Origin of the sequence: Candidatus Allofournierella merdipullorum, from assembly GCF_048426865.1 — a bacterium.
GTDB classification, from domain to species: Bacteria; Bacillota; Clostridia; order Oscillospirales; family Ruminococcaceae; genus Allofournierella_A; species Allofournierella_A merdipullorum.
Genome location: NZ_DBFNWJ010000043.1, coordinates 111,694 through 132,923, shown reverse-complemented (window position 1 = coordinate 132,923; position 21,230 = coordinate 111,694). Strand labels below are relative to the sequence as shown.

General features: G+C 61.7%; 26 protein-coding genes. 5 read left to right on the top strand and 21 right to left on the bottom strand.

Translation table 11 applies throughout. From position 1 onward, the window contains the following. Positions 1-68: 68 nt before the first annotated feature. From asd to ACMNAY_RS07730, 5 genes are all read left to right on the top strand, one after another. Entirely contained in the window at positions 69-1,148 is a 1,080-nt protein-coding gene (gene asd / locus ACMNAY_RS07750) for an aspartate-semialdehyde dehydrogenase (RefSeq protein WP_418719001.1), read from the top strand. A 17-nt stretch (positions 1,149-1,165) separates the two neighbouring features. Continuing rightward, a complete protein-coding gene (dapA, locus tag ACMNAY_RS07745) occupies positions 1,166-2,053 on the top strand; it encodes a 4-hydroxy-tetrahydrodipicolinate synthase (RefSeq protein WP_418719000.1) in 888 nt (295 codons plus the stop codon). A 70-nt stretch (positions 2,054-2,123) separates the two neighbouring features. Further along, positions 2,124-2,882 carry a 4-hydroxy-tetrahydrodipicolinate reductase gene (gene dapB, locus ACMNAY_RS07740; RefSeq protein WP_418718999.1) on the top strand — a complete coding sequence of 253 codons (759 nt, stop codon included), beginning with the start codon at positions 2,124-2,126 and terminating at the stop codon, positions 2,880-2,882. Positions 2,883-2,891: 9 nt separating this feature from the next. After that, positions 2,892-4,112 carry a CapA family protein gene (locus ACMNAY_RS07735; RefSeq protein WP_418718998.1) on the top strand — a complete coding sequence of 407 codons (1,221 nt, stop codon included), beginning with the start codon at positions 2,892-2,894 and terminating at the stop codon, positions 4,110-4,112. 58 nt (positions 4,113-4,170) lie between these two features. Beyond that, the gene (locus ACMNAY_RS07730) at positions 4,171-4,596 is read left to right on the top strand and encodes an ACT domain-containing protein (RefSeq protein ID WP_418718997.1); all 426 of its coding nucleotides are present in this window, start codon (positions 4,171-4,173) and stop codon (positions 4,594-4,596) included. Positions 4,597-4,651: 55 nt separating this feature from the next. On the opposite strand, the gene tyrS is transcribed toward ACMNAY_RS07730, so the two are convergent. From tyrS to ACMNAY_RS07625, 21 genes are all read right to left on the bottom strand, one after another. Next, on the bottom strand, positions 4,652-5,872 hold the full coding sequence (tyrS, locus tag ACMNAY_RS07725) for a tyrosine--tRNA ligase (protein ID WP_418718996.1): 1,221 nt from the start codon (positions 5,870-5,872) through the stop codon (positions 4,652-4,654). A 348-nt stretch (positions 5,873-6,220) separates the two neighbouring features. Next, positions 6,221-7,882 (bottom strand): DNA repair protein RecN, encoded by a 1,662-nt coding sequence (recN, locus tag ACMNAY_RS07720; RefSeq protein ID WP_418718995.1) that lies wholly within the window; start codon positions 7,880-7,882, stop codon positions 6,221-6,223. Between the two features lie 40 nt (positions 7,883-7,922). Next, positions 7,923-8,387 carry an arginine repressor gene (locus tag ACMNAY_RS07715; protein WP_394966223.1) on the bottom strand — a complete coding sequence of 155 codons (465 nt, stop codon included), beginning with the start codon at positions 8,385-8,387 and terminating at the stop codon, positions 7,923-7,925. A gap of 5 nt (positions 8,388-8,392) precedes the next feature. Continuing rightward, positions 8,393-9,235, bottom strand: coding sequence for an NAD(+)/NADH kinase (locus tag ACMNAY_RS07710; RefSeq protein WP_418718994.1), 843 nt, complete (start codon positions 9,233-9,235; stop codon positions 8,393-8,395). Positions 9,236-9,259: 24 nt separating this feature from the next. Beyond that, complete coding sequence (locus ACMNAY_RS07705; protein ID WP_418718993.1) at positions 9,260-10,057, bottom strand: TlyA family RNA methyltransferase; 798 nt, start codon at positions 10,055-10,057, stop codon at positions 9,260-9,262. Between the two features lie 4 nt (positions 10,058-10,061). Next, on the bottom strand, positions 10,062-11,921 hold the full coding sequence (gene dxs / locus ACMNAY_RS07700) for a 1-deoxy-D-xylulose-5-phosphate synthase (protein WP_418718992.1): 1,860 nt from the start codon (positions 11,919-11,921) through the stop codon (positions 10,062-10,064). A gap of 16 nt (positions 11,922-11,937) precedes the next feature. After that, the gene (locus ACMNAY_RS07695; RefSeq protein WP_394966230.1) at positions 11,938-12,405 is read right to left on the bottom strand and encodes a divergent PAP2 family protein; all 468 of its coding nucleotides are present in this window, start codon (positions 12,403-12,405) and stop codon (positions 11,938-11,940) included. A gap of 15 nt (positions 12,406-12,420) precedes the next feature. Next, complete coding sequence (locus tag ACMNAY_RS07690; protein WP_394975639.1) at positions 12,421-13,302, bottom strand: polyprenyl synthetase family protein; 882 nt, start codon at positions 13,300-13,302, stop codon at positions 12,421-12,423. Further along, positions 13,299-13,529: an exodeoxyribonuclease VII small subunit gene (gene xseB / locus ACMNAY_RS07685; protein WP_394975637.1), complete on the bottom strand. Its 231-nt coding sequence runs from the start codon at positions 13,527-13,529 to the stop codon at positions 13,299-13,301. The genes ACMNAY_RS07690 and xseB overlap by 4 nt, the downstream gene beginning before the upstream one ends. Further along, positions 13,507-14,742 (bottom strand): exodeoxyribonuclease VII large subunit, encoded by a 1,236-nt coding sequence (gene xseA / locus ACMNAY_RS07680; protein ID WP_418718991.1) that lies wholly within the window; start codon positions 14,740-14,742, stop codon positions 13,507-13,509. The genes xseB and xseA overlap by 23 nt, the downstream gene beginning before the upstream one ends. Then, on the bottom strand, positions 14,735-15,667 hold the full coding sequence (locus tag ACMNAY_RS07675; protein ID WP_418718990.1) for a glycoprotease: 933 nt from the start codon (positions 15,665-15,667) through the stop codon (positions 14,735-14,737). Before ACMNAY_RS07675 ends, xseA begins: the two co-directional genes overlap by 8 nt. Positions 15,668-15,670: 3 nt before the next feature. Then, positions 15,671-16,102: a transcription antitermination factor NusB gene (gene nusB, locus ACMNAY_RS07670; RefSeq protein WP_394966240.1), complete on the bottom strand. Its 432-nt coding sequence runs from the start codon at positions 16,100-16,102 to the stop codon at positions 15,671-15,673. A gap of 74 nt (positions 16,103-16,176) precedes the next feature. Then, positions 16,177-16,536, bottom strand: a complete 360-nt coding sequence (locus ACMNAY_RS07665) for an Asp23/Gls24 family envelope stress response protein (protein WP_394966242.1) — start codon at positions 16,534-16,536, stop codon at positions 16,177-16,179. A gap of 94 nt (positions 16,537-16,630) precedes the next feature. Further along, a complete protein-coding gene (locus ACMNAY_RS07660) occupies positions 16,631-17,227 on the bottom strand; it encodes a SpoIIIAH-like family protein (protein WP_394975631.1) in 597 nt (198 codons plus the stop codon). 15 nt (positions 17,228-17,242) lie between these two features. Beyond that, positions 17,243-17,764, bottom strand: coding sequence for a stage III sporulation protein AG (locus ACMNAY_RS07655; protein ID WP_418718989.1), 522 nt, complete (start codon positions 17,762-17,764; stop codon positions 17,243-17,245). A 15-nt stretch (positions 17,765-17,779) separates the two neighbouring features. Further along, on the bottom strand, positions 17,780-18,211 hold the full coding sequence (locus tag ACMNAY_RS07650) for a hypothetical protein (RefSeq protein WP_394966248.1): 432 nt from the start codon (positions 18,209-18,211) through the stop codon (positions 17,780-17,782). Between the two features lie 3 nt (positions 18,212-18,214). Next, the gene (locus tag ACMNAY_RS07645; RefSeq protein ID WP_418718988.1) at positions 18,215-19,270 is read right to left on the bottom strand and encodes a stage III sporulation protein AE; all 1,056 of its coding nucleotides are present in this window, start codon (positions 19,268-19,270) and stop codon (positions 18,215-18,217) included. Further along, positions 19,267-19,647, bottom strand: coding sequence for a SpoIIIAC/SpoIIIAD family protein (locus ACMNAY_RS07640; protein WP_394966251.1), 381 nt, complete (start codon positions 19,645-19,647; stop codon positions 19,267-19,269). The genes ACMNAY_RS07645 and ACMNAY_RS07640 overlap by 4 nt, the downstream gene beginning before the upstream one ends. Before the next feature lie 6 nt (positions 19,648-19,653). After that, entirely contained in the window at positions 19,654-19,848 is a 195-nt protein-coding gene (gene spoIIIAC, locus ACMNAY_RS07635; RefSeq protein ID WP_394966253.1) for a stage III sporulation protein AC, read from the bottom strand. Between the two features lie 20 nt (positions 19,849-19,868). Next, entirely contained in the window at positions 19,869-20,333 is a 465-nt protein-coding gene (locus tag ACMNAY_RS07630; RefSeq protein WP_394975648.1) for a stage III sporulation protein AB, read from the bottom strand. A 5-nt stretch (positions 20,334-20,338) separates the two neighbouring features. Next, positions 20,339-21,229 (bottom strand): ATPase, T2SS/T4P/T4SS family, encoded by an 891-nt coding sequence (locus ACMNAY_RS07625; RefSeq protein ID WP_394975623.1) that lies wholly within the window; start codon positions 21,227-21,229, stop codon positions 20,339-20,341. Position 21,230 lies beyond the last annotated feature (1 nt).

Here is a 21,230-nt window from a genome sequence, read left to right as displayed (position 1 = left end):
AGCCGGTTTTTTTTATACGCCCACACCGGCGAACGAAAGAGGGCTTTGCGGAAAGGAACGAGTGTACAATGAAACAGTATCAAGTGGGCGTCGTGGGCGCCACAGGCATGGTCGGCCAGCGTTTCGTGTCTCTGCTGGCGCAGCATCCCTGGTTCCATCTGGCCGTTGTTGCGGCCTCCCCCCGTTCGGCAGGCAAGACCTACGAGGAAGCCGTGGGCAGCCGCTGGGCCATGCCCGATCCCATGCCGGAACAGGTCAAAAACATGGTGGTGCTGGACGCTTCCCACGTGGAGGAAGTTGCCTCCAAGGTGGACTTTGTGTTCTGTGCCGTGGATATGAAAAAAGAGGAGATCCGCGCGCTGGAAGAGAGCTACGCCAAGGCGGAGTGCCCGGTGGTCTCCAACAACGGCGCTCATCGTTTCACCCCTGACGTGCCCATGGTGGTGCCCGAGATCAACCCCGAGCATCTGGACGTCATCGCCGCCCAGCGCGCGCGTCTGGGCACCAAAAAGGGCTTTGTGGCGGTCAAGTCCAACTGCTCGCTGCAGAGCTATGTGCCCGCGCTGCATCCGCTGAAGGATGAATTCGGCCTTTCCAAGGTGCTGGTGTGCACCTACCAGGCCATCTCCGGCGCCGGCAAGACCTTCGCCACCTGGCCGGAAATGGTGGACAACTGCATCCCCTACATCGGCGGCGAAGAGGAAAAGAGTGAGCAGGAACCTCTGAAGCTGTGGGGCAAAGTAGAGGACGGTGTCATTGTGCCCACCACCTCCCCTTCCATCACCGCCCAGTGCCTGCGCATTCCTGTGACCGACGGACACATGGCCGCCGTGTTCATGAGCTTTGAAAAAAAGCCCAGCAAGGAAGAGATCCTGGACCGCTGGGCAAACTTTGAGGGCGAGGCGCAGCGTCTGGCGCTGCCCAGCGCTCCCAAGCACTTCCTGCACTATTTCGAAGAGAATGACCGTCCGCAGACCAAGCTGGACCGCAACCTGGAAAACGGTATGGCGGTCTCCATCGGCCGTCTGCGTCCGGACACCCAGTATGACTACAAGTTCGTCTGCCTCTCCCACAACACCCTGCGGGGCGCTGCGGGCGGCGGCGTTCTGCTGGCGGAGCTTCTGGCCGCCAAGGGCTATTTTGACTGACAAAGGAGCTGAGCGCAATGAAAACGCCGATCTTCACCGGGGCCGCTGTGGCCATCATCACCCCCATGCTGCCGGACGGCAGCGTGGACTATAAAGGCCTGGCCGACCTGGTCGAGTTCCAGATCAAAGGCGGTACCGACGCCATCGTGATCTGCGGCACCACCGGCGAGTCTGCCACTCTGAAGGACGACGAGCACCTTGAATGCATCCGCGTGGCGGTGGAGACTGCCGCAGGACGCGTTCCCGTCATTGCGGGCACCGGCTCCAACTACACGGAGCACGCGGTGGAGATGTCCAAGGAGGCCAAGGCCCGGGGCGCGGATGCGCTGCTGCTGGTGACTCCTTATTATAACAAGACCACCCAGCGGGGCCTCGTGGCCAGCTTCAACACTATTGTGGACGCCGCCGGCCTGCCGGCCATCCTTTACAACGTTCCCTCCCGCACCGGTGTGAACATCGAGTCCGCCACCGCGAAGGAACTGGCCAAGAATCCGCTGATCTGCGGCATCAAGGAGGCCAGCGGCAACATCAGCCAGATCGCCATGACCGCCGCACTATGCGGCGATGAGCTGCCCCTCTATTCCGGCAACGACGACCAGGTGGTGCCCATTCTGGCGCTGGGCGGCAAAGGCGTTATCTCTGTGGTCTCCAACGTGGCTCCCGAACCGATGCACCGCATGTGCCAGCTGTGGTTCGAGGGTAAAGTGGAAGAGAGCCGTGACCTGCAGCTGCAGCTGATGGGCCTGTGCAAGGCGATGTTCTGTGAGGTGAACCCCATCCCCGTGAAGGCAGCACTGGGTATGATGGGTCTGCCGGCCGGTCCCTGCCGTCTGCCGCTGGTGCCGCTGAGCGACGACCACGCAGAGCAGGTGCGCCGGGAGCTGCAGAACGCCGGACTGCTCTAAAAAAGGAATCGCAAAAGGCCCGCGCGATCGCCGCGTCGGGCCTTTTGTAAAAAGAACAGGAGATAAAACCATGACCCGCATTATCATTCAGGGCATCAACGGCCGCATGGGCAAGGTCCTGTGCGAACTGATCGACCAGCGCGAGGACTGCCGCGTGGTGGGCGGCGTGGACGTCACGCCCCAAAGCGGCGCTATTCCTGTGGCGGCAAGTCTGGAAGAGCTGAACGTGGAAGCCGATGTGCTCATTGATTTTTCCTGCCCTTCCGCTACCAAAAACGCGCTGCGCTTTTGCGCGAAGAATGCTCTTCCCAGCGTCATCTGCACCACAGGTCTGGATGAGGAGGCGGAAAGGCTTCTGAACGAAGCCAGTGCCCGCTGCGCGGTGTTCAAGAGCGCGAATATGTCCATGGGCATCAACCTGCTGGCCCAGCTGGCGCAGCAGGCCGCCGCGGCTCTGGGGATGGACTACGACATCGAGATCATCGAAAAGCACCACCACAACAAGCTGGACGCCCCCAGCGGCACCGCGCTGCTGCTGGCCGATGAGATCAACAAGGTGGCCGACCAGCCCTATGAGTATGTGTACGACCGCCACAATGTGCGTCAGAAGCGTTCCCCCCGGGAGATCGGCCTGCACTCGGTGCGGGGCGGCAGCATCGTGGGCGAGCACGAAATTCTGTTCTGCGGCCCGGACGAGGTCATCACCCTGGGTCACAGCGCCGGTTCCAGGCGCGTGTTTGCCAATGGCGCGGTGAACGCTGCGGTATTTCTCGCCAATAAAGGCCCTGGGCTTTACACTATGAAGGACCTGATGAAAGAGCTATTGTAAGGAGACGCGATGAAAAAACGACTGCTCGTTCTTGCGCTTGCCGTACTGGCGCTGTTGATGATCGTGCCGCTTGCAAGCAGCGCTTTCTCCTCGGTCCAGCAGGCGGCACAGCAAGCGATCCCTACCCCCTCCCCTTCCCCCGCTCCCACGCCGACGCCTCAGCCCACGCCCGCCGTTTCGACGGTGCGCTTTTCCGCCACGGGCGACAATCTGATCCACAACGGAATCTACAATCAGGCAGCGCGCAGGGCGCAGGCTGCCGGAGAAGAAGGATATGATTTTTCTTTCTGCTACGATGCCGTGCGGGATTTTTATGCCGGCTTTGACGTGAACTGGATCAACCAGGAGACGCTGGTCAACGACGAACTGGAGCCCAGCAGCTATCCCTGCTTCTCCACGCCCGGAGACATGGGCCGGGAGCTTTATGACGTGGGGTTCCGGGTATTCAGCCTTGCCAACAACCACACTTATGACAAAGGCGCCGAGGGCATTGCCGCTACAAGGCGCTTCTGGGCAAGCCTGCCCGAGGATGCCGTCACCTGCGGGCTGTATGCCGGCGAAGAGGATTACGAGAACATCGTGATCCGCGAAACGAACGGCATCCGCATCGCTTATCTTTCCTATACCGAATTCACCAACGGAATCCCCACGCCCTCCGGCGCAGAAGCGAACCTCATCTATACCAGCCAGACCGACGTGATACAGCGTCAAATCGAGCTGGCCCGCCAGCAGGCGGATTTCGTGGTGGTTGGCGTACACTGGGGCGTTGAGGGCAGCCATAAGGTGACCGACGCCCAGCGGGCGCTGGCCCAGCAGATGACGGACTGGGGCGCTGGCGTGGTCGTCGGTACCCATCCCCATGTGGTGCAGGACGCCCAGTGGCTCACCGCCGCGGACGGCCGCCAGGTGTTTGCGGCCTATTCCCTGGGCAATTTTCTGAACGCCCAGTCCACGGCAGACACGATGATCGGCGTGGTGCTGAGTTTCACACTGGAAAAAACCACCCAGCCGGACGGGAGCAGCGAAACGGTCTTGAAGAACCCGATGCTCCACCCCACCGTGAACCATTACGGGGCCAATTACTCCCAGGTCCGCATGTATCTTTATAAGGATTACACTGACGAACTGGCCCAAAGCCACGGCGTGCGGGAGAATTTCCCGAATTTCAACCGCAACTACATAGAGTCGGTGCTGCGGGACAACATCGACAATACATTCCTCGATTTGTGATAACGGAGGAGAAGCAAAAATGCACGGTATCTCTGAGCTTTCCAGCGAATAGAACATTATGGTGGTCGCCTTCCCTGCGGTCCGTCAGAGCGAAGGTGGACCCGCAGGGTATCTGGCTCCCTTTGCGGCGGCCGGCGTGAACATGGACATGATTTGCCAGGGCCTGCCCCAGGGCGATTCCGCTTCCATGAGCTTCACCACCAGCTACGACAACTGGTCCATCGTGATGCGCACCCTGCCCCAGGTCACGGCGGGCAAAAGCGGCCCCGCCCCGCTCATCAGCGGCGGCTACACCAAGCTGACCCTGTTCGGGCAGGAGATGCCGAATCTCTGCGGCGTTGCCTCCCGGGTGATGGAAGTGATGGCGGAGGTCAAGGTGCCCATCCATCTCATCACCACCAGCTCTGTGGACATTTCCCTGCTGGTGGCTGCCGAGGATGAGGACACCGCGCTGAATGCGCTGCGCGAAGCCTTCAGCCTTTGAGCGTTACAAAAAAGGAGCACTGCCGCTTCGGCAGTGCTCCTTTTTTATGTGCGTTTTACAGCTGCACCTTGTGGTAGACCTTCTTGCCCTTCTTGATGACCACGCCAGCGGTCAGAGCCTCGGCACTCACGGTCAGGGTGGGGTCGGTAACCTTTTCGCCGTCCAGCAGAACGCCGCCCTGCTGGATGAGCTGGCGGGCCTCACGCTTGCTGGGCACCAGCTTCGCGGCCAGCATCATGTCCAGAATACCGATCTTGCCGTCGGTGAGCTGGTCGGCGGTGAGGGTGGTGGAGGGCATGTTCGCCGCATCCGCAGAACCGCTGAACAGGCCGCGGGCAGTCTCCTGCGCCTTGAGGGCCTCCTCCTCGCTGTGGACCAACTTGGTGAGCTCAAAGGCCAGGATCTCCTTGGCCTTGTTCAGCTCGCCGCCCTGCCAGTGATCCATCTCGTCGATCTGCTCCAGGGGCAGGTCGGTGAGCATCCGCAGGCACTTCAGCACATCGGCGTCGTCCACGTTGCGCCAGTACTGGTAGAACTCATAGGGGGAAGTCTTTTCGGGGTCGAGCCAGACGGCGCCCTTCTGGGTCTTGCCCATCTTCTTGCCCTCGCTGGTGAGCAGCAGGGTGATGGTCATGGCGTAGGCGTCCTTGCCCAGTTTGCGGCGGATGAGTTCCGTGCCGCCCAGCATGTTGGACCACTGATCGTCGCCGCCGCACTGCAGGTTGCAGCCGATGGTCTGGAACATGTGGTAGAAGTCGTAGGACTGCATGATCATGTAGTTGAACTCCAGGAAGGACAAGCCCTTCTCCATCCGCTGCTTGTAGCACTCGGCACGGAGCATGTTGTTCACCGAGAAGCAAGCGCCCACTTCCCGCAGCAGCTCGATGTAGTTCAGCTTCATCAGCCAATCGGCATTGTTCACCATCAGGGCCTTGCCCTCGGAGAAATCAATGAACTTGCTCATCTGCTTTTTAAAGCACTCGCAGTTGTGCTGGATGGTCTCCACAGTCATCATGGAGCGCATATCGGTGCGGCCGCTGGGGTCGCCCACCATGCCGGTGCCGCCGCCGATCAGAGCGATGGGGCGGTTGCCCGCCTTCTGCAGCCGGCGCATGAGCATCAGAGCCATGAAGTGGCCCACATGCAGAGAGTCGGCCGTGGGGTCAAAGCCGATGTAGAAGGTGGCTTTGCCGTTGTTGATGAGGTCTTTGATCTCTTCCTCATCGGTCACCTGGGCGATCAGCCCGCGGGCGACCAGCTCGTCGTAAATCGTCATTTTCCAGTCTCCTCCTTGTTTTGCGGGCAAAGGGCATAGAAAAAGCCCCCTGCCAAAATGAATTGGCAGAGGGCGAAACTTCGCGGTACCACCTCTGTTCGCCGCCCTCCTCGCGGAAGACAGCCTCGGCGGGTGCACACAGACACCCTTGCGCTGTAACGTGCGCAGCACGGCGCGGCCTACCGGGCGCAAAACGCGCTGTTCAGCCTGCTGCTCCGGGATGTATTCGCCCTTGCGCACGCTGCCCTTTTCACCAAACCAGGGCTTCTCTGTGCCGCGCTTTCAAGGGGTACTGGTTCCCTTCTTCGCATTTGATACTGTACAGTATACCCGCACCCTATCCCTTTGTCAAGGGTCCAGGCCCAGCATTTCCCGGGCATTGGCCAAGGCGATGGGGGTGATCTGGTCGCCGGAGATGATGCGGGCCAGTTCCGCCACCCGGCCTTCGCCGTCCAGCGGATAGAGCTTGGTATAGGTGCGGTCATCCTCCACGTTTTTCCGGATGAGCAAATGGCGGTCGGCAAGGGCCGCGATCTGGGCGGTGTGGGTGATGCAGATGACCTGCCGGCCGGTGGAGGTCTGTTTGAGCATCTGGCCGATGCGCCCCGCCGCCGAACCGGACACGCCGGTGTCGATCTCGTCATAGATGACGGTGTGGATGGCGTCTTTTTCCGCCAGCGCGCTCTTGAGCGCCAGCATGATGCGGCTCAGCTCGCCGCCGCTGGCGATTTTGGCCAAGGGCTTCGGAGCCTCACCGGGGTTGGGCGAGATATAGAATTCCAGTGTGTCCTGCCCTGCCCCGGCCAGCGGCCCGCGGGTGTGCTGCAGCGCAAAGCGTACGCCCGGCATGTTCAGGAAGGTGCAGGCTTCCACCAGTTTCTTTTCCAGGTCACTGAAGGCGTTCAGGCGCGTTTGGGTGAGTGCTTCGGCCTTTTCCTTGGCCTGGCGATAAAGCGCCTGTTTTTCGGCGTTCAGTTTGGCCAGCGTCTCGTCCGACTGCTCGATGCTCTCCAGTTCTTCCCTTGCAGCCTGCCCGTGCTCCAGCACCTTCTCCACCGAGCCGCCGTATTTCTGCTTCAGACGATAGATCTCATCCAGCCGGGTCTCCACCCGGTCCAGTTCCGCGGGATCCATGCCGTAACTATCCAACCGGTCGGCCAGGTCAGTGGCCAGCTCCCGAGCGGTATAGTAAAGGTCGTTCAGCCGCTCGCAGGCGCTTTGCAGCGATTCATCCAGCTGCGCCGCGCTTTCCAGCCGGCCGGCGGCATCGCCCAACAGGTCGGCCGCGCCGCCAAAGTCGTCGCCGCCGGCAAGAGCGCTATGAGCGGCGCTCACCTGCTCCAGAATGGTCTGGGCGTGGCTGAGCACCTGCCGGCGGGCCGTCAGCTGCTCCTCTTCTTCCGGCTGCAGCGCGGCGGATTCGATCTCGTCCACCTGGAAGCGCAACAGCTCCATGCGCCGCTGCTTTTCCGCTTCGTCCATCTGCAAAGCATCCGCCTGGCGCTTGACCGCGATGAGCTGACGATACACCTGGCGGTACTCATTGTACTGCTTTTCGTTCTGGGCGTAGAGATCCAGCAACGTCAGATGGCGGGCGGGATTGGTCAGGTTCTGGTTATCGTGCTGGCCATGGATATTGATGAGGCCCGCGGACAGATCCCGCAGCATGGCCGCCGTGGCGGGCATACCGTTGACCCGGAAGTTGCTTTTGCCCTCGGCGCTGATTTCACGGTAGAGCAGCAGTTCGTCCCCTGCTTCGTAACCGGCCTGCTCCAGTTGGCCGCGCACAGCCTCGGGCAGGTCGGTGAAAGTGGCCCAGATACAGGCCTTGGGCGCGCCGGTGCGCACCAGTTCGCGGCTGGTGCGGTTGCCCAGGATGGCGTTGATGGAGTCGATCAGAATGCTTTTGCCCGCACCGGTCTCGCCGGTGAGAACGTTCAGGCCGGGCGAGAACTCTGCTTCGGCCTTTTCGATGACCGCCACATTCTCGATTTTCAGATTTTTCAGCAAAGCCCTTCGGCCCCCTTTTTCGTCTTTGCGGCCGGGCCGGTCAGTGACGGGTGATGTATTGCTGCAGTTCGTGGCAGATGGCCTCGGCGTCCTGCTCGGTGCGCATCAGAGCCATGAAGGTATCGTCGCCGGAGATCGTGCCGACAACGTCAAAATCCCACTGCATGGAGTCAAACAGCTCGCAGGCAGCGCTGGCCATGCCGGGATAGCACATCACCAGAAGGGTGTGGCCGGCCCAGTCCGCCTTCAGAACAGACTCGCGGAAAATCGTTTCGAACCGGCCCTGGGAGTGACGGGGGCCCTTGGCGGAAACGCTGGAAACATAGCGGTATTTGCCGTCGCCCACAGACGCCTTGATGAGGTGCAGCTGCCGGATGTCCCGGGAAACGGTGGCCTGGGTCACAGAGAACCCGGCCTCGTTCAGATGCGCCAGCAGATCCTCCTGCCGGTCGATGGGGTACTGCTCGATCAGTTCCAGAATTTTTGCATGTCGGTCATTTTTCATTTGAATCACCTGCCACGAAGTTTTTTGTCAATGGCATCGAACTGATCCGTGCCATTAAAGGTTATCAACTTTACGCTCTTTTCCGAGAGGCCTGCCCTCAGCTCGCCGTCCGCAGGCAACGGTATCTCCTGCTCCCCGTCGGAGCTGATGAGGATGGGTCCGCGCTGGTCGGGGCCCGGCCGCACCGTGATGCGCCGGTCCGCCGCAAAAACGATGGCCGGACGCTGCAGACTGTGGGCACAGATGCTGGTGACCACCAGCCCGCGGATACGCGCGTCCAGAATGGGGCCTCCCGCGGAGAGAGAATAGGCGGTGGAGCCGGTGGGAGTGGCAAGAATCACTCCGTCGCCCCGGCAGTTGCTCACCGGCATCCCGTCACAAAGCACGTCCAGTTCGACAGTCTGCCGCCGCTCTCCGCTGTAGATGACCAGGTCGTTCAGAGCGATGAGCGGAGCCTTCGCCCCGGTGCATTCCGCCTGCAGAAGGGCCCGGTGCTCCACCGAAAAATCCCCTTTCGCCAGCCTGCTCAGTTTTGTCTCCATCTCGTCCAGCTCACAGGTGGCCAGAAAGCCGGTGCGCCCCAAATTGACGCCCAGGACCGGAAGCCCCAGGCGGGCACATTCCTTGGCTGCGTGGAGCATGGTCCCGTCGCCGCCCACAGTCACCACCGCGTCCGCTCCGTCCAGCGTCTGTGCGTCAAGGGCGTTTGCCGCACCATGAGGCGCATCAAAACCGCTCTGCGGAACGATAAATGTCTCCGCACCTTGACAGCGCAGAATTTCCGCCGCCCGGTCAAGGACACGGGCTGTCTCCGGTTTTGCATTGTAGCCTGTCAGGCAGATCCTCATGGACGGCACTCCCCTTTGGTTCGGTCACAGCGCGGCGTGGGCAGCGGCCACCACCGCGTCGGCCAGCGCCGGGTCCAGCGGCGCGGGTTCTTCGCTTTTTTTCACGAACATCAAAAACTCAATGTTGCCCTCCGGGCCCTTGATGGGCGAATACTCAAGTCCGCCCACGGTAAACCCGTTCTGAACCGCATATTCCGCGGCCTGCAGGATGACCTCCCGATGGGTCTCGGCCTCCCGCACAACGCCTTTTTTGCCTACTTTTTCCCGGCCCGCCTCAAACTGGGGCTTCACCAGGCACACGCCGGCGGCGTCCGGCGTGGTGACTGCCTGCGCCACGGGAAAAATGTGTTTGAGCGATATAAACGAAACGTCTACGCTGAAAAATTCCACCGGCTCCTCCAGCATCTCCGGCGTGACGTTGCGGATGTTGGTGCGCTCCATGTTCACCACGCGCGCGTCGGTGCGCAGTTTCCAGGCCATCTGGCCGTAACCCACGTCCACCGCGTAGACCTTCACCGCGCCGTTCTGCAGCATGCAGTCGGTAAAACCGCCGGTGGAGGCACCGATGTCCATGCAGACTTTTCCTTCGGGGGTGAGCGGAAACGCCTTCATTGCCTTTTCCAGCTTAAGGCCGCCCCGGCTCACATAACCGATGTCGTGACCCCGCACTTCCACCTGCGCGTCCTCCGCGATCATCTGGCCGGCCTTGTCCGCTTTCTGCTGGTCCACGAACACGATGCCGGACATGATGAGCGCTTTGGCCCGCTCCCGGCTGGAGACAAGCCCGTTCTGGCACAGGTATTGATCCAAACGAATTTTCAAAGCGTTATTCCTCACAGACGGCCTCCGCCAGGCTGGCGCCGTCCAGACCCAGGACTTTCCGGATCTGCGGCACAGTGGCGTGGGGCAGTTTTTGGCGGGCCGTGATCCCCTTATGGATGAAACGGCCCTGATAATTGATCGCTGCCAGCTGGCGGGCAAGGTGTTCGCCAATGCCGCCGGCGGCAATACTGTCCTCCGCGAACAAAACCACGGGATAGTTCAGCAATGCCTCCCGCAACCCCTGGGGCAGCGGGTAGAGCTGTACCAGCTTGTACACATCCGCCCGGATGCCCTTCTCTTCCAGGGCTTTCGCGGCGGCCAGCGTTTCTTCGGTCATGCTGCCGTAGCTCACCAGCGCAACGGTGGCCTCCCGCTGCGCCAGGCAGCAATCGAAGGGTTCTCCGGTGCAGCAAAGCGCCTCCAGCGTGGAGCTTTGCCCGCCTCTGGGATAGCGAATGGCCCGCGGACCGCTGAGCTTGTCCACCACATAGGTCAGCCAGTGGTCCAGCTCCGCATAGTTGCAGGGCGCAAAAAGCGGAATGCCGATCTGGCTCAGAAAGGCGGTGTCGTAGATGCCCTGATGGGTCTCGCCGTCGCCAGGCACGAGGCCCGCGCGGTCAATGGCCAGCACCACGTTGTTGTTCATCAGCTTCACGTCGTGGATCAGCTGGTCGTAAGCGCGCTGCAGGAAGGTGGAATAGATGGCCACCACCGGCAGCATGCCCTGACTGGCAAGGCCCGCCGCAAAGGTCACAGCGTGCTGTTCCGCCATGCCCACATCGAAAAAGCGTTCCGGGAAGCGGCGATAGAAGAACTGAAGCCCGGTGCCGTATTTCATTGCCGCAGTGATGGTGCAGATGTTCTGCCGCGTTTTTGCCAGCTCCACCAGGTCGTTGCCGAACTGAGTGGAAAAAGAAGCGTCCGGCGAGACATCCGGGTCGGTGATGTGGGCCGGATCAAAGGAAGAAACACCGTGGAACTCGCCCGGATTCTCTTCTGCAGGCTTAAAGCCCTTTCCCTTTACAGTGATGGCATGAACAAACACCGGGGCATACTGAGTGTGCAGATTGGTGAACAGCTCGGTCAGCCGCTGCACATCGTGTCCGTCCACCGGGCCGAGGTACTGGAATCCCATTTCCTCGAACATAGTGGAGTGGTAGATGCCGCGGCGAAGCAGCGCTTTGCCCGCCTGCAGCGCACGCACCACCGGCGCGCCCACGCCCGGAATGGCGCCCAAAACGTTCTCCAGGCTGGCCTTCGCCTTGGAATACTCGGGGTTGGTGCGCAGCTGGGTAAGGTAGCGCGCCAGCGAGCCCACGTTTTTGGAAATGGACATCTTGTTGTCGTTCAGAATGACGATCAGGTTGTTGAGGGTGTCGATGTTGTTCATTCCCTCATACACCATGCCGCCGGTGAACGCACCGTCACCCACCAGAGCGATCACCTTGCCCGGCTCGCCCTTGATTTTTTTCGCCTGGGCCATGCCGATGGCCACCGAGATGGCGGTGTTGCCATGGCCGGCCACAAAGGCGTCGTGGACGCTCTCGCCGGGGTTGGGAAAACCGGAAATGCCGCCCAGCTGACGAAGCCCGCCGAACTGCTCGCGCCGCCCGGTAAGGATCTTATGGGTATAGCACTGATGCCCAACGTCAAAGACAAACTTGTCCTGCGGGGTACTGAACGCCCGGTGCAGGGCCACGGTAAGCTCGATGGTGCCCAGATTGGAGGACAGGTGCCCGCCCGTCTTGGACACATTTTCAATCAGAAACTGCCGTATTTCTTCGCACAACGGCTCCAGGCGGTCGGCCGGCAGCGCTTTGAGCTGCTGCGGGTCGTTCACCTGCTGCAACAAAGGGTAACCCATGTCACCCGCCCTTTCTTCAGATGATCGGGATGATCCAGCCCACGGCCACGCCGACGATGGCGCCGCCCAGCACCTCGAAGGGAGTGTGGCCCACCATTTCCTTGAGCTTTTTGTCGCCCAGGAAGGGGCTGTTGGCGCTTTCCGCCTCCATCCAGTCGGTGAGCATACGGTTCAGGATCTTCGCCTGTTCGCCGGTCTCCCGCCGCACCCCCATGGCATCGTACATAACGATGATGGCCATGATGAACGCGAGGCCAAAGATGGCGGAATCGGGGCCGTAGAGCCGGGCAGCCGCAACCACAAGAGAGCAGACTGTAGCGGAGTGAGAGCTGGGCATACCGCCCGAGCCCCACATGCGTTCCAGAGAAAATTTGCCCAGCAGAAGGCCGTTGAGCAAGGTCTTGAGGACCTGTGCCACCAGCCAGCCGGTCAGCGAGATCGACAGAAGATAGTTGAACCCGTAGACTTGTTTGAACAGTTCCAAAAGCGATACTCCCTTTCAGCTGCGCCGGCAAAGCAGGTTCTCGGCCAGCGCTGTCAAAAACTCCGATCGTTCACCGTACGCCCGGCTCAGCCGGCCGCAGGCCTCCGCATTGATCTTTTTCGCCAGTTCCATGGCCCCCTGCGGGCCATAGAGCGTGGCAAAGGTGGTCTTGTTGTTTTCGGCGTCGCTGCCGATGGGTTTGCCCAGCTCTTCGCTGGTGCTGGTCACGTCCAGCACATCGTCCACGATCTGGAACACCAGCCCCAGATCGTAGGCAAACTGCTCCAGACGCTGGCAGTCCTCCGCATTGCCGCCGGCAGCGGACGCGCCCATCTGCATCGCCGCATTGATGAGCGCACCGGTTTTATTGCGGTGCACAAGGCGCAGGGTCTCTTCCTCCACCGGCTGGTTCTCATATTTCAGATCCAGCTCCTGACCCAGCACCATTCCCGCGCTGCCCGCGCCGTGAGCCAGCGCCGCACAGGCGTCGACCCGGGCACGATCGTCCACAGGAGCGTTTGCGATGACCTCGAAAGCCTCGGTGAGCAGAAGATCGCCCGCCAGCAGCGCCGTGGCTTCGCCATAGGCTTTGTGGCAGGAAGGCTTGCCCCGGCGGAAATCGTCGTTATCCATACAGGGCAAGTCGTCGTGAATGAGCGAGTAGCAATGGAGCATCTCCACCGCACAGGCCAGCTGCGCCGCCTGCTGCGCCTGGCCGCCCAACAGTTCGCAGGTCGCCATGCACAGCACCGCCCGCACCCGCTTGCCGCCGGCCAGAAGGCTGTATCGGGCAGCCTCGTTCACCTGGCTGCCCAGGGGAAGATATTCGTCACAGCAGGCTGTGAGCTGCGCGTTGAACAGCTCCAGATACGCTTCGTAGCGCTGCCGGTAATTCATACTTCGTCGCTCCCCTCCTGCGGTTTTGCAAGCTGCGCGATGCGCTCGTCGATGGTCTGCATCTTCAGCTGAGCCTTGTCCAGCGCGTTGGTGCAGTACTCCGCCAGCGCGGCGGTCTCGGTGTAAAGGGAGATGGCTTCCTCCAGCGGAGTGTCCGGGCTGGACAAGCGGTCCAGCAGGTCCTGCAGGCGGGCCATGCCCTCCTCAAAGCTTTTGGGATTTTTCATTGGTATCCTCCTGGGTCGGGATGACCTGTTCCACCCGGCAGAGCGCGCTCGCGCCCTGCCCTTGCAGGCGGATGATCTGATCCGGTCGCAGCGCCGCAACGGGCACACACGCTCCTGCTTCATCGCGCAGGATGGCGTATCCCCTGCCCAGCACCGCATAGGGGCTCAGAGAATGCGCCAGCGCGCAGGCCGAGACCAGTTCCCTTCTCTTTTCCGTCAGCAGCCGGCTCTGCGTTTTGCGAAGCTCTGCGCACAGTTCCAGCAGCTTGTCCCTTTGGGGGCGGCAGAGCGTTTCGCTGTTGAGCTGCCCGGCGACATTCCGGGCCGCAGCAAGCTCATTATAGCACAAATTCAGCCTGGAATGCATATATTCATGAATATTTGACAAAGTTGTGCATATTTTTTTCCGTTCGGCCTCCCGGTCGGGGACGGCCAGCTCCGCCGCCGCACTGGGCGTGGGAGCGCGCAGGTCTGCCACATAATCCAGAATGGACACGTCGATCTCGTGCCCCACTGCGCTGATGAGCGGCGTTTTGCAGGCATAGGCCACCCGGGCGATACCCTCGTCGTTGAACACCCAGAGGTCCTCCCGGGAACCGCCGCCCCGGGCGACAATGATGACGTCGGCAAGGCCGCTCCGGTCCAGCGTTGTAATAGCGCTGCTGATCTCTTCGGCCGCGCCCAGCCCCTGCACGTTCACTCCCGCCAGCAACAGTGTGGCCAGCGGCCAGCGGCGGCCGAGCACGTTGCGGATGTCCTGCAGCGCAGCGCCGGTAGCACTGGTGACCACGCCGATGCAGCGCGGATAAGCAGGCAGCGGCTTTTTGTGCTCGGGGCCGAACAGACCTTCCTGCTCCAGCCGGGCTTTCAGCTGGTCAAACGCCAGTTGTGCCGCGCCCAATCCGTCGGGAAAAAGGTCCTGCACATAGACCTGAAAAGAGCCGGTGGCTTCGTAAAGGCTGACCCGGCAGCGCACGATCACCCGCATGCCGTCCTGGGGCACAAACCCCAGCCGGCGCGCTTCCTGACGGAACATCACCGCTTTGACGCTGGCCTTTTCGTCCTTGAGGGTAAAATACCAGTGGCCGCTTTTTACATGGTTCACAAAGCCGCTGACCTCGCCCCGCAGAGCCAGGTCTGAGAGAAAACCGTCACTGTCCAGTACCGACTTCACATAGCGATTCAGCGCGCCGACGCCGATCACGTCAGTCATGAGCCACCTCCCGCGCCGTCAGTACCGCGACGCCGATGGCGTTGTCGCTGGAAAAACGGCCGGGCACGAAGTGAGCGCCCGGCAGACGCGCGGAGAGCTCCTTCTGAATGATGTCACTGCTCATCACGCCGCCGGCGAACACCACCGGCAGCCCAGGATGCATTTCAAGGGCCGCCTTGACCATTTTATAGGCCGTCTCGGCGATGCACAAAAGGCAATACCGGCAGACATAAGCCTCGCTTTTCCCGGCGGCCAGCAGCTGATTGCACTGGTTCTCCAGACCGGACAGGCTGCATTGCGTGCCTTTCACGCTGGCCTTGGGGCGGATGCGCTCGGTGCATTGGGCGGCAAGCTCGCTCACCTGCACCCCCGCGGGAAACCTGAAGCCCAACCGAACGCCCACCCGGTCCACGGCCTGGCCCGCATAGAGGTCGGTGCTGGTGCCGATGCACTCCACCCGGTCCGCACCGTGGCAGAGCAGCAGGTCGGTGGTGCCGCCGGAGACATGAAAGACCAGAGCCTGCCGGTCAAACAGGCTCTCGTCTTTGCTGGCGTACAGCGCCGCCGCGATGTGGCCCTGCTGGTGTGTAGTCTGGACGAGGGGGATCCCCCTCGCCTTGCTGAACGCCGTTGCGGCGGAGATGCCCGCAAGGAAGCAGGGCATATAGGAGCCTTCCACCGGGCGGGGCCGGGCGGAGACGCCCACCGCCTCCACTTTCGTCAGGTCCACGTCGGCGGCAAGCTCCTCCAGCAGGCCCGGAAGCGCCGCCGTGTGGTGGAACAGCGCGTCGCTCTGGCGCAGGCCCAGCTGGCCGGGACGCACCGGCAAAAACTTCTTTTTATCACAAACAACCTCTTTGGAGCAGGTGTCGTACACCGCCAAAGAGGTTGCATAGTTGCTCGTATCAAACCCAAGCGTCAGCATGGCTCACACCTGGGCAGGTTCGCCGCTCTCAAGGCCAAGCTGGCGCACCACATTGCCCAGCAGCCCATTGACGAACTGATAATCGGTTTCATCGGCATATTTCTTGGTCAGTTCCACCGCCTCGTTGATGGCAACGCCGGGCAGTTTTTCCGGGCCGTAGGCCGCTTCGGCGATGGCCAGGCGCAGCACAGTGAGGTTGACCCGGGGGATGCGCTCCAGGGTCCAGCCTTTCAGATTGGCGCGGATGAGGTCGTTGATCTCGGCAGAATGCTCGTAGTAAGCAGCGAGAAGCGCCTGGGCGAAGTCGTCCAGAGGGTAGTCTCCGGCCTCGTTGGCACGCTCGATCACATCGGCCAGGGGCATATCGTCAAAAGTGGCGGCAAAGGCAGCCAAAAAGGCGTTTTCGCGCGCGGCGCGGCGGGATAATTTCTCCATCGTTGTTCCTTTCACAGCGAGCGGCCCCCCTGCATGGCGCGGGAGGGCCCCTGGCTTATCGTTGGTGGGTCGGATTATTCTTCGGTGGCCTCGGGCCGGACCTGAACGCCGGCCACGATCACGTTCACGCGGGAAACGGTGATGCTGGTCATGTTCTGCACAGCGGCCTTCACGTTCTTCTGCACCTTCTCGCACACCGCGGGGATCTTGGCGCCGTAGAACACAACGACCTGCAGAGTGAGCTCGGCCACATCGTCATTCAGGCTCACAGCCACGCTTTTGGATTTGGAGAGCAGGCCCTTCACACCGGCGGTGGCGGGGCTGACTTCCTTGACGCCCTCGATCTCCAGCGCGGCCATGCGGGCGATCTTCGCGATCACTTCGGTGGAAATCTGCAGGCTGCCATTCACAACGCAGGTATTCGAAACGTCCATACCCGGTCCTCCCAAAACTTGCAATTTTGCGTCCATGCGAAGGCATGGGAACTTTCCATGTTATTATACCATCTTCCGGCCCATTCTACAACTGTTATTTTACCTCCACGATAGTGATGTTCTGGGCGGTCACCTGGCACTTGCTCAGCACGATGTCACGGATCTGGGCCACCTCTTCCTTGGTGAGGCCGTCGCTGGTGGTCATCACCGTCACATCCACCGCGTCGCCGTCGATGAAGGCAACACAGTCCACAAAGCCTTTGGCTTTCACGAGGTTCTCAATGTCGCTCTCGGCGGTGATATGGTCGATGGTGGCTGTGAGCTCGGCGGTAAGCTTCTCCTTTTCCTCGTCGGAAAGCTTTGCGCTCTTCAGGCTTTTCTGCAAGGTATCCAGCGCCTCGTCCCGGGACTTGGTGCGGGTGAGACGAGCCTGCTCAAAGAATTCTTCGCCGGTGGGCTCCCCCACGCTGACCAGCTGAGCCTCGCCGTAATTCTTGTTGCCGGTCTCCACCTCTCCGTCCACGGCCAGCGCGTCGGTCACCACACCGGTGGTCACCGGAGCGTTCGCCTCGGCGGCGTCCAGCGCAAGATCGGTGCTCTTGGCGTACTCCCAATTCAGGTAGACCGCCACGCCCAGGGCGACCACAAGGGTGAGCAGGGTCATCTTCTGGTTCAGTTTTTTGCTTCGCATCACGATACCTCCAACTTAACTCATTTTTGATATGCTGATCCGGTTTGTGGACACCCCGGTGAGCACCGAGACCGCCTGTGTGATCTGGGTGTTCACCGTCACGTCGTCCGCGCCCTCGCACACAACGGCGATGCCGCGGATAACAGGTTCCCAGGTCATCTCCACCAGCGCGTCCTGCCCCTTGTGGGTATCCACCAGAATGTGCTCGAACTGTCGCTGACCGTTCTCGCCGCCGTCGGTCTCGTCCAGGGCGTAGACGGTCTCGGCACTGGCATCCAGCGTGACCGCCACTTTGGTCCTTCCCGCTCCCTCGATGGAGCCGATGAGTTCGGTGAGGGTCGTCTCCAGCTGGCGGACATAAGCTTCGCTGCGCTGCTGGGCAGTCTGGGCGGCGGCGGACGCCTCCTGCGATTTTGTTTCATTGCTAAAGGGCAGCCCGCCCGCGATGAGCAGGAACACCCCCAGTACGCCCGCAAAGAACACCAGGCTCCCGCGGCCGGAAAGGCGTTTGGGCAGCAGTGCTCCGATTCGTTCCAAGTTCATTTTCTTTCCTCACATGTTCGGCGGCGCGGTCTGCCAACTGCACGCCGTTTCTCCCAGAAGTTCCTTTGCAAGTTCCAGCGCCTCGTCGGGCCGGTCGGTGCATATCGTTGCCGCGGGGAGCGCATTTTCCCCTCCCGGCTCAATGTCCACTTCCGCTTCGATGCCCTCGGCGGCCAGACGTTCTTCAATCTGCCGGGCAAGGCTCTGGCAGGCGTAACCCGAGACATAATCGGAATAGTCCGCGGGCTGTACCGTGCTTTCAAAGGACAGGTCGGCAAGTCCCGCCCAGTCCGCCCCGGCGGCCGGGCTGACCACCGACACTAAAATATACAGCGCCAGCACGGTTTTTATGCTTTTGAAACTGCCCTGCCGGGGCAAAAACAAGTCCAGCGCCCCGGCGAGGATACAGGCCACGCAGACGTTCAGCGCCCAGAGTTTCACGGCTTATCCCCCTCCCCCCATGGTGATCATCAATGCGGTGGACAGCACCACCAACATAAAGAAAAACACCAGAAACGAAACGCAGATGCCCACCGCATGGCCCATGCCTTCCAGCACGCGCCCTGCCCTGTTCAGCCCGAAGGCCTTGAACGCGGCGCCGCCCAGCTGATACGCTCCATAGCAAAAGGCGCTGTAGACCAGAACGGGCAAAAAGTCGATGGCCAGCACCGCAATGGCCGCAAACCCCAGCGAGCCTTTGAGTACTCGGAGCCCGCTGAGCACGCTGCCCATGGCGTCGGAGGCCACGCTTCCCACTACCGGGATGCTGCTGCTTATGAGGAACTTGCCCGTTTTCATCGCCAGCGTGTCAGCGTTCTGGGCCAGCACGCTCTGCAGCCCCAGCACCGCTCCGAACAGCACCGACACCAGGCCCAGCAGCCATTTGACAGTCTTGGCCAAAAGTTCGCATCCGTCGGCAACGCCTCCCACGCCGCACAGGCTGCCGGCAGCGTTGAGGGCCAGATACACTTGCAGCACCGGCAGCGCCGCCGCGCAGATGACCTGGGCGCTGAAATTGGCCATGGTAAGGAACATGCCGCTGTAGACCATGGCCTGTGTAGGTTGGCCGCAGCTGGCGATCACCCCGGAAAACACCGGCACAAAACTCACAAGATACACCTGCCACTGGGCGATGCTCTCGCTCACCGCGTTCACCAGTTCCAGCGCCGGAGCAAGACTCACGGTGAACATGCCCAGAACGCAGACGCTCTCCAGCGGCCCGGACCAGTCGCCCTGGGGCGCAAGGGCCAGCGCCACTGCCCCGAGCACCGCTGCACCCAGCAGCTGCACCAGCAGCCGCACCGGTTTTTCCAGCTGCTGCCGGGCCGTTTCAAGCAACGCTCCCAGCATATCACCCAGGGAGGCCTGCTGAAATTCTTCCGCGGTGATGCCCGGCTCGTCCAGCGCTTGCTGCACGTCCGGCGGCAAAGCATCGCCCTCGGCAAAAACGACGGCGGGCAGCATCAGAAGAAGGAGAATGACACAAAGGATTCGTCTCATTGCAAAAACGCGATCAGCGCCCCCAGAATGTTCTCGAACAGCGGCAGTGCGCACACCAGAATGAGGCAGCGCCCCGCCAGCTCCACCTTGCCCGCAAGGGAGGAAAGCCCGGCGTCTTTGCACACGTCCTGCATGTTCTGGGCCACCAGCGCGATGCCGGCGGCCTTCAGCACCACCAGAAAGCTCTCGCCATCCAGGTATCCGGCGGCTTCGGTGAACCAGGCCACCAATGGCTGCGCCAACTGCAGGATGCGCCCCAGCAGCAGTACGGCGCACAGGGTCAGGCAGGCGGCCGCATAGGCGGGCGTATACTGCCGCAGCAGCGTGATGAGCAGAGCCGCCACCAGCACGAACGCCGCGATCCCGAAAATCTCCATGGCCCATCACAGATCGAACAGCGCCTTGATGCTGACGAACAGGTCGCTGATCTGCTGCACCAGCATCGAGAGCACCACGATCAGACCGGCAAGGGTGGTCATCATGGCCTGATCCTCCCTGCCCGAACGGATCAGAAGTTGATTGAGCACCGCCACAATGATGCCGATGGCGGCGATCTTGAACACAAGGTCGATATCCATTTTCAGCTCCTTTTCCCCGGTCAAAACAGCAGCAGCGCCGCCAGCGCGCCGCAACACAGGCCCGCCTTTGCATACAACTGTTTTGCCTGTTCATACTCCCTCCGGGCTTCGTCCCGCAGCCCGGCGCAGCGCCTGAGATAGTAGGCGCAGTGGCGCGCTTCCTCCTGCCCCGCCGCGCTGCCCAGCCGGGTGAAAAAGCCCTCCAGCTGGTTCCAGGCGGGCTTGTCCAAGTCGGGCGGGCAGGCAAGCCGTTGCAGCTGGCCGCAGTCCGCAAGGCACAGGCCTGGCATGTCCCGCCGCTCTTTTAAAAGCATAAGTATGTCGCTCAGCGGCGCGGCACGGTAAACGATCTCATCCTGCACCAGAGCGATGAGGCGTTCCAGCTGTTCCAGAACCGCCAGCCGCCGCCGCTTTTTCTCCGCCAGATGCCAGCCGGCGGCCCAGCCGGTAAACACGACCAGCGCAGCCCCAAAAAGACGCAGCATCACGCTCACAGCCAGCTCACCTGCTTCACGACCCCCGGATGAGACGCGCCTGCCAGCAGCCCGATGCAGGAAAAGCTTTTTGACAGCTGCTCTCTGGACGCGCCGAAGCGCTGTTCCACCGCCTCGAACGCGTCACCGTGCACCGTGCAGACAAAGCTCACTCCGCCCTTTGAACCGGCGCAAACCGCCTCAAAATCCGCCTCGTCCCCCAACTCGTCGCAAAGGATGACCTGCGGCCCCAGGCTGCGCAGGGCGCTTATGATGCCCTCCCGTTTTTCGCAGCCGCTAAGTACGTCGCAGTGCAGCGGCGCCGGAGCGGCAAATCCTCCCGCGCCACAGGGCCAGATCTCCATACGCTCGTCCACCACCGCCACCTTTCTGCCCGCCCGGCTCAGCAGCGCGGACACACTCCGCAGAAGGGTGGTTTTGCCGCTGCCCGGCGGCCCCACCAGCACAAACCCCCGGAAGGGACCGAGAAGATGGTCCCGCAGGGCGACCGGCAGTTCGCCCGTAGCGGTGCGGGCAATACGGATGTTCAGCGAGGTGACGGTGGAGAGGCCCTTCATCGTCTGTCCCTGCCTGCGGAACAGGCCCGCGACCCCCACACGGTGGCCGCCCGGAAGGGTGAAAAAGCCTTCCGCCAGCTGCTGTTCATAGCTGTGCACCGAATGCTCACACAGCGAATAAAAACATTCCTGCAACTGGGCGTGAGTGAGCGCCTGCGCCGGGCCCTGACCCGGCAGACAGAACTGACCGTCCGCGCAGGTCAGCACCACCGGACGCCCGCTGCGAAGATGTATTTCATGGATGGTCTGCGCCTGCCGGGGCGAAAGGTCCTCCAGCGGGCGGCGCAGAAATCCCGGCAGCCGCCGGATCGCGGTATAATACTCGTCCATT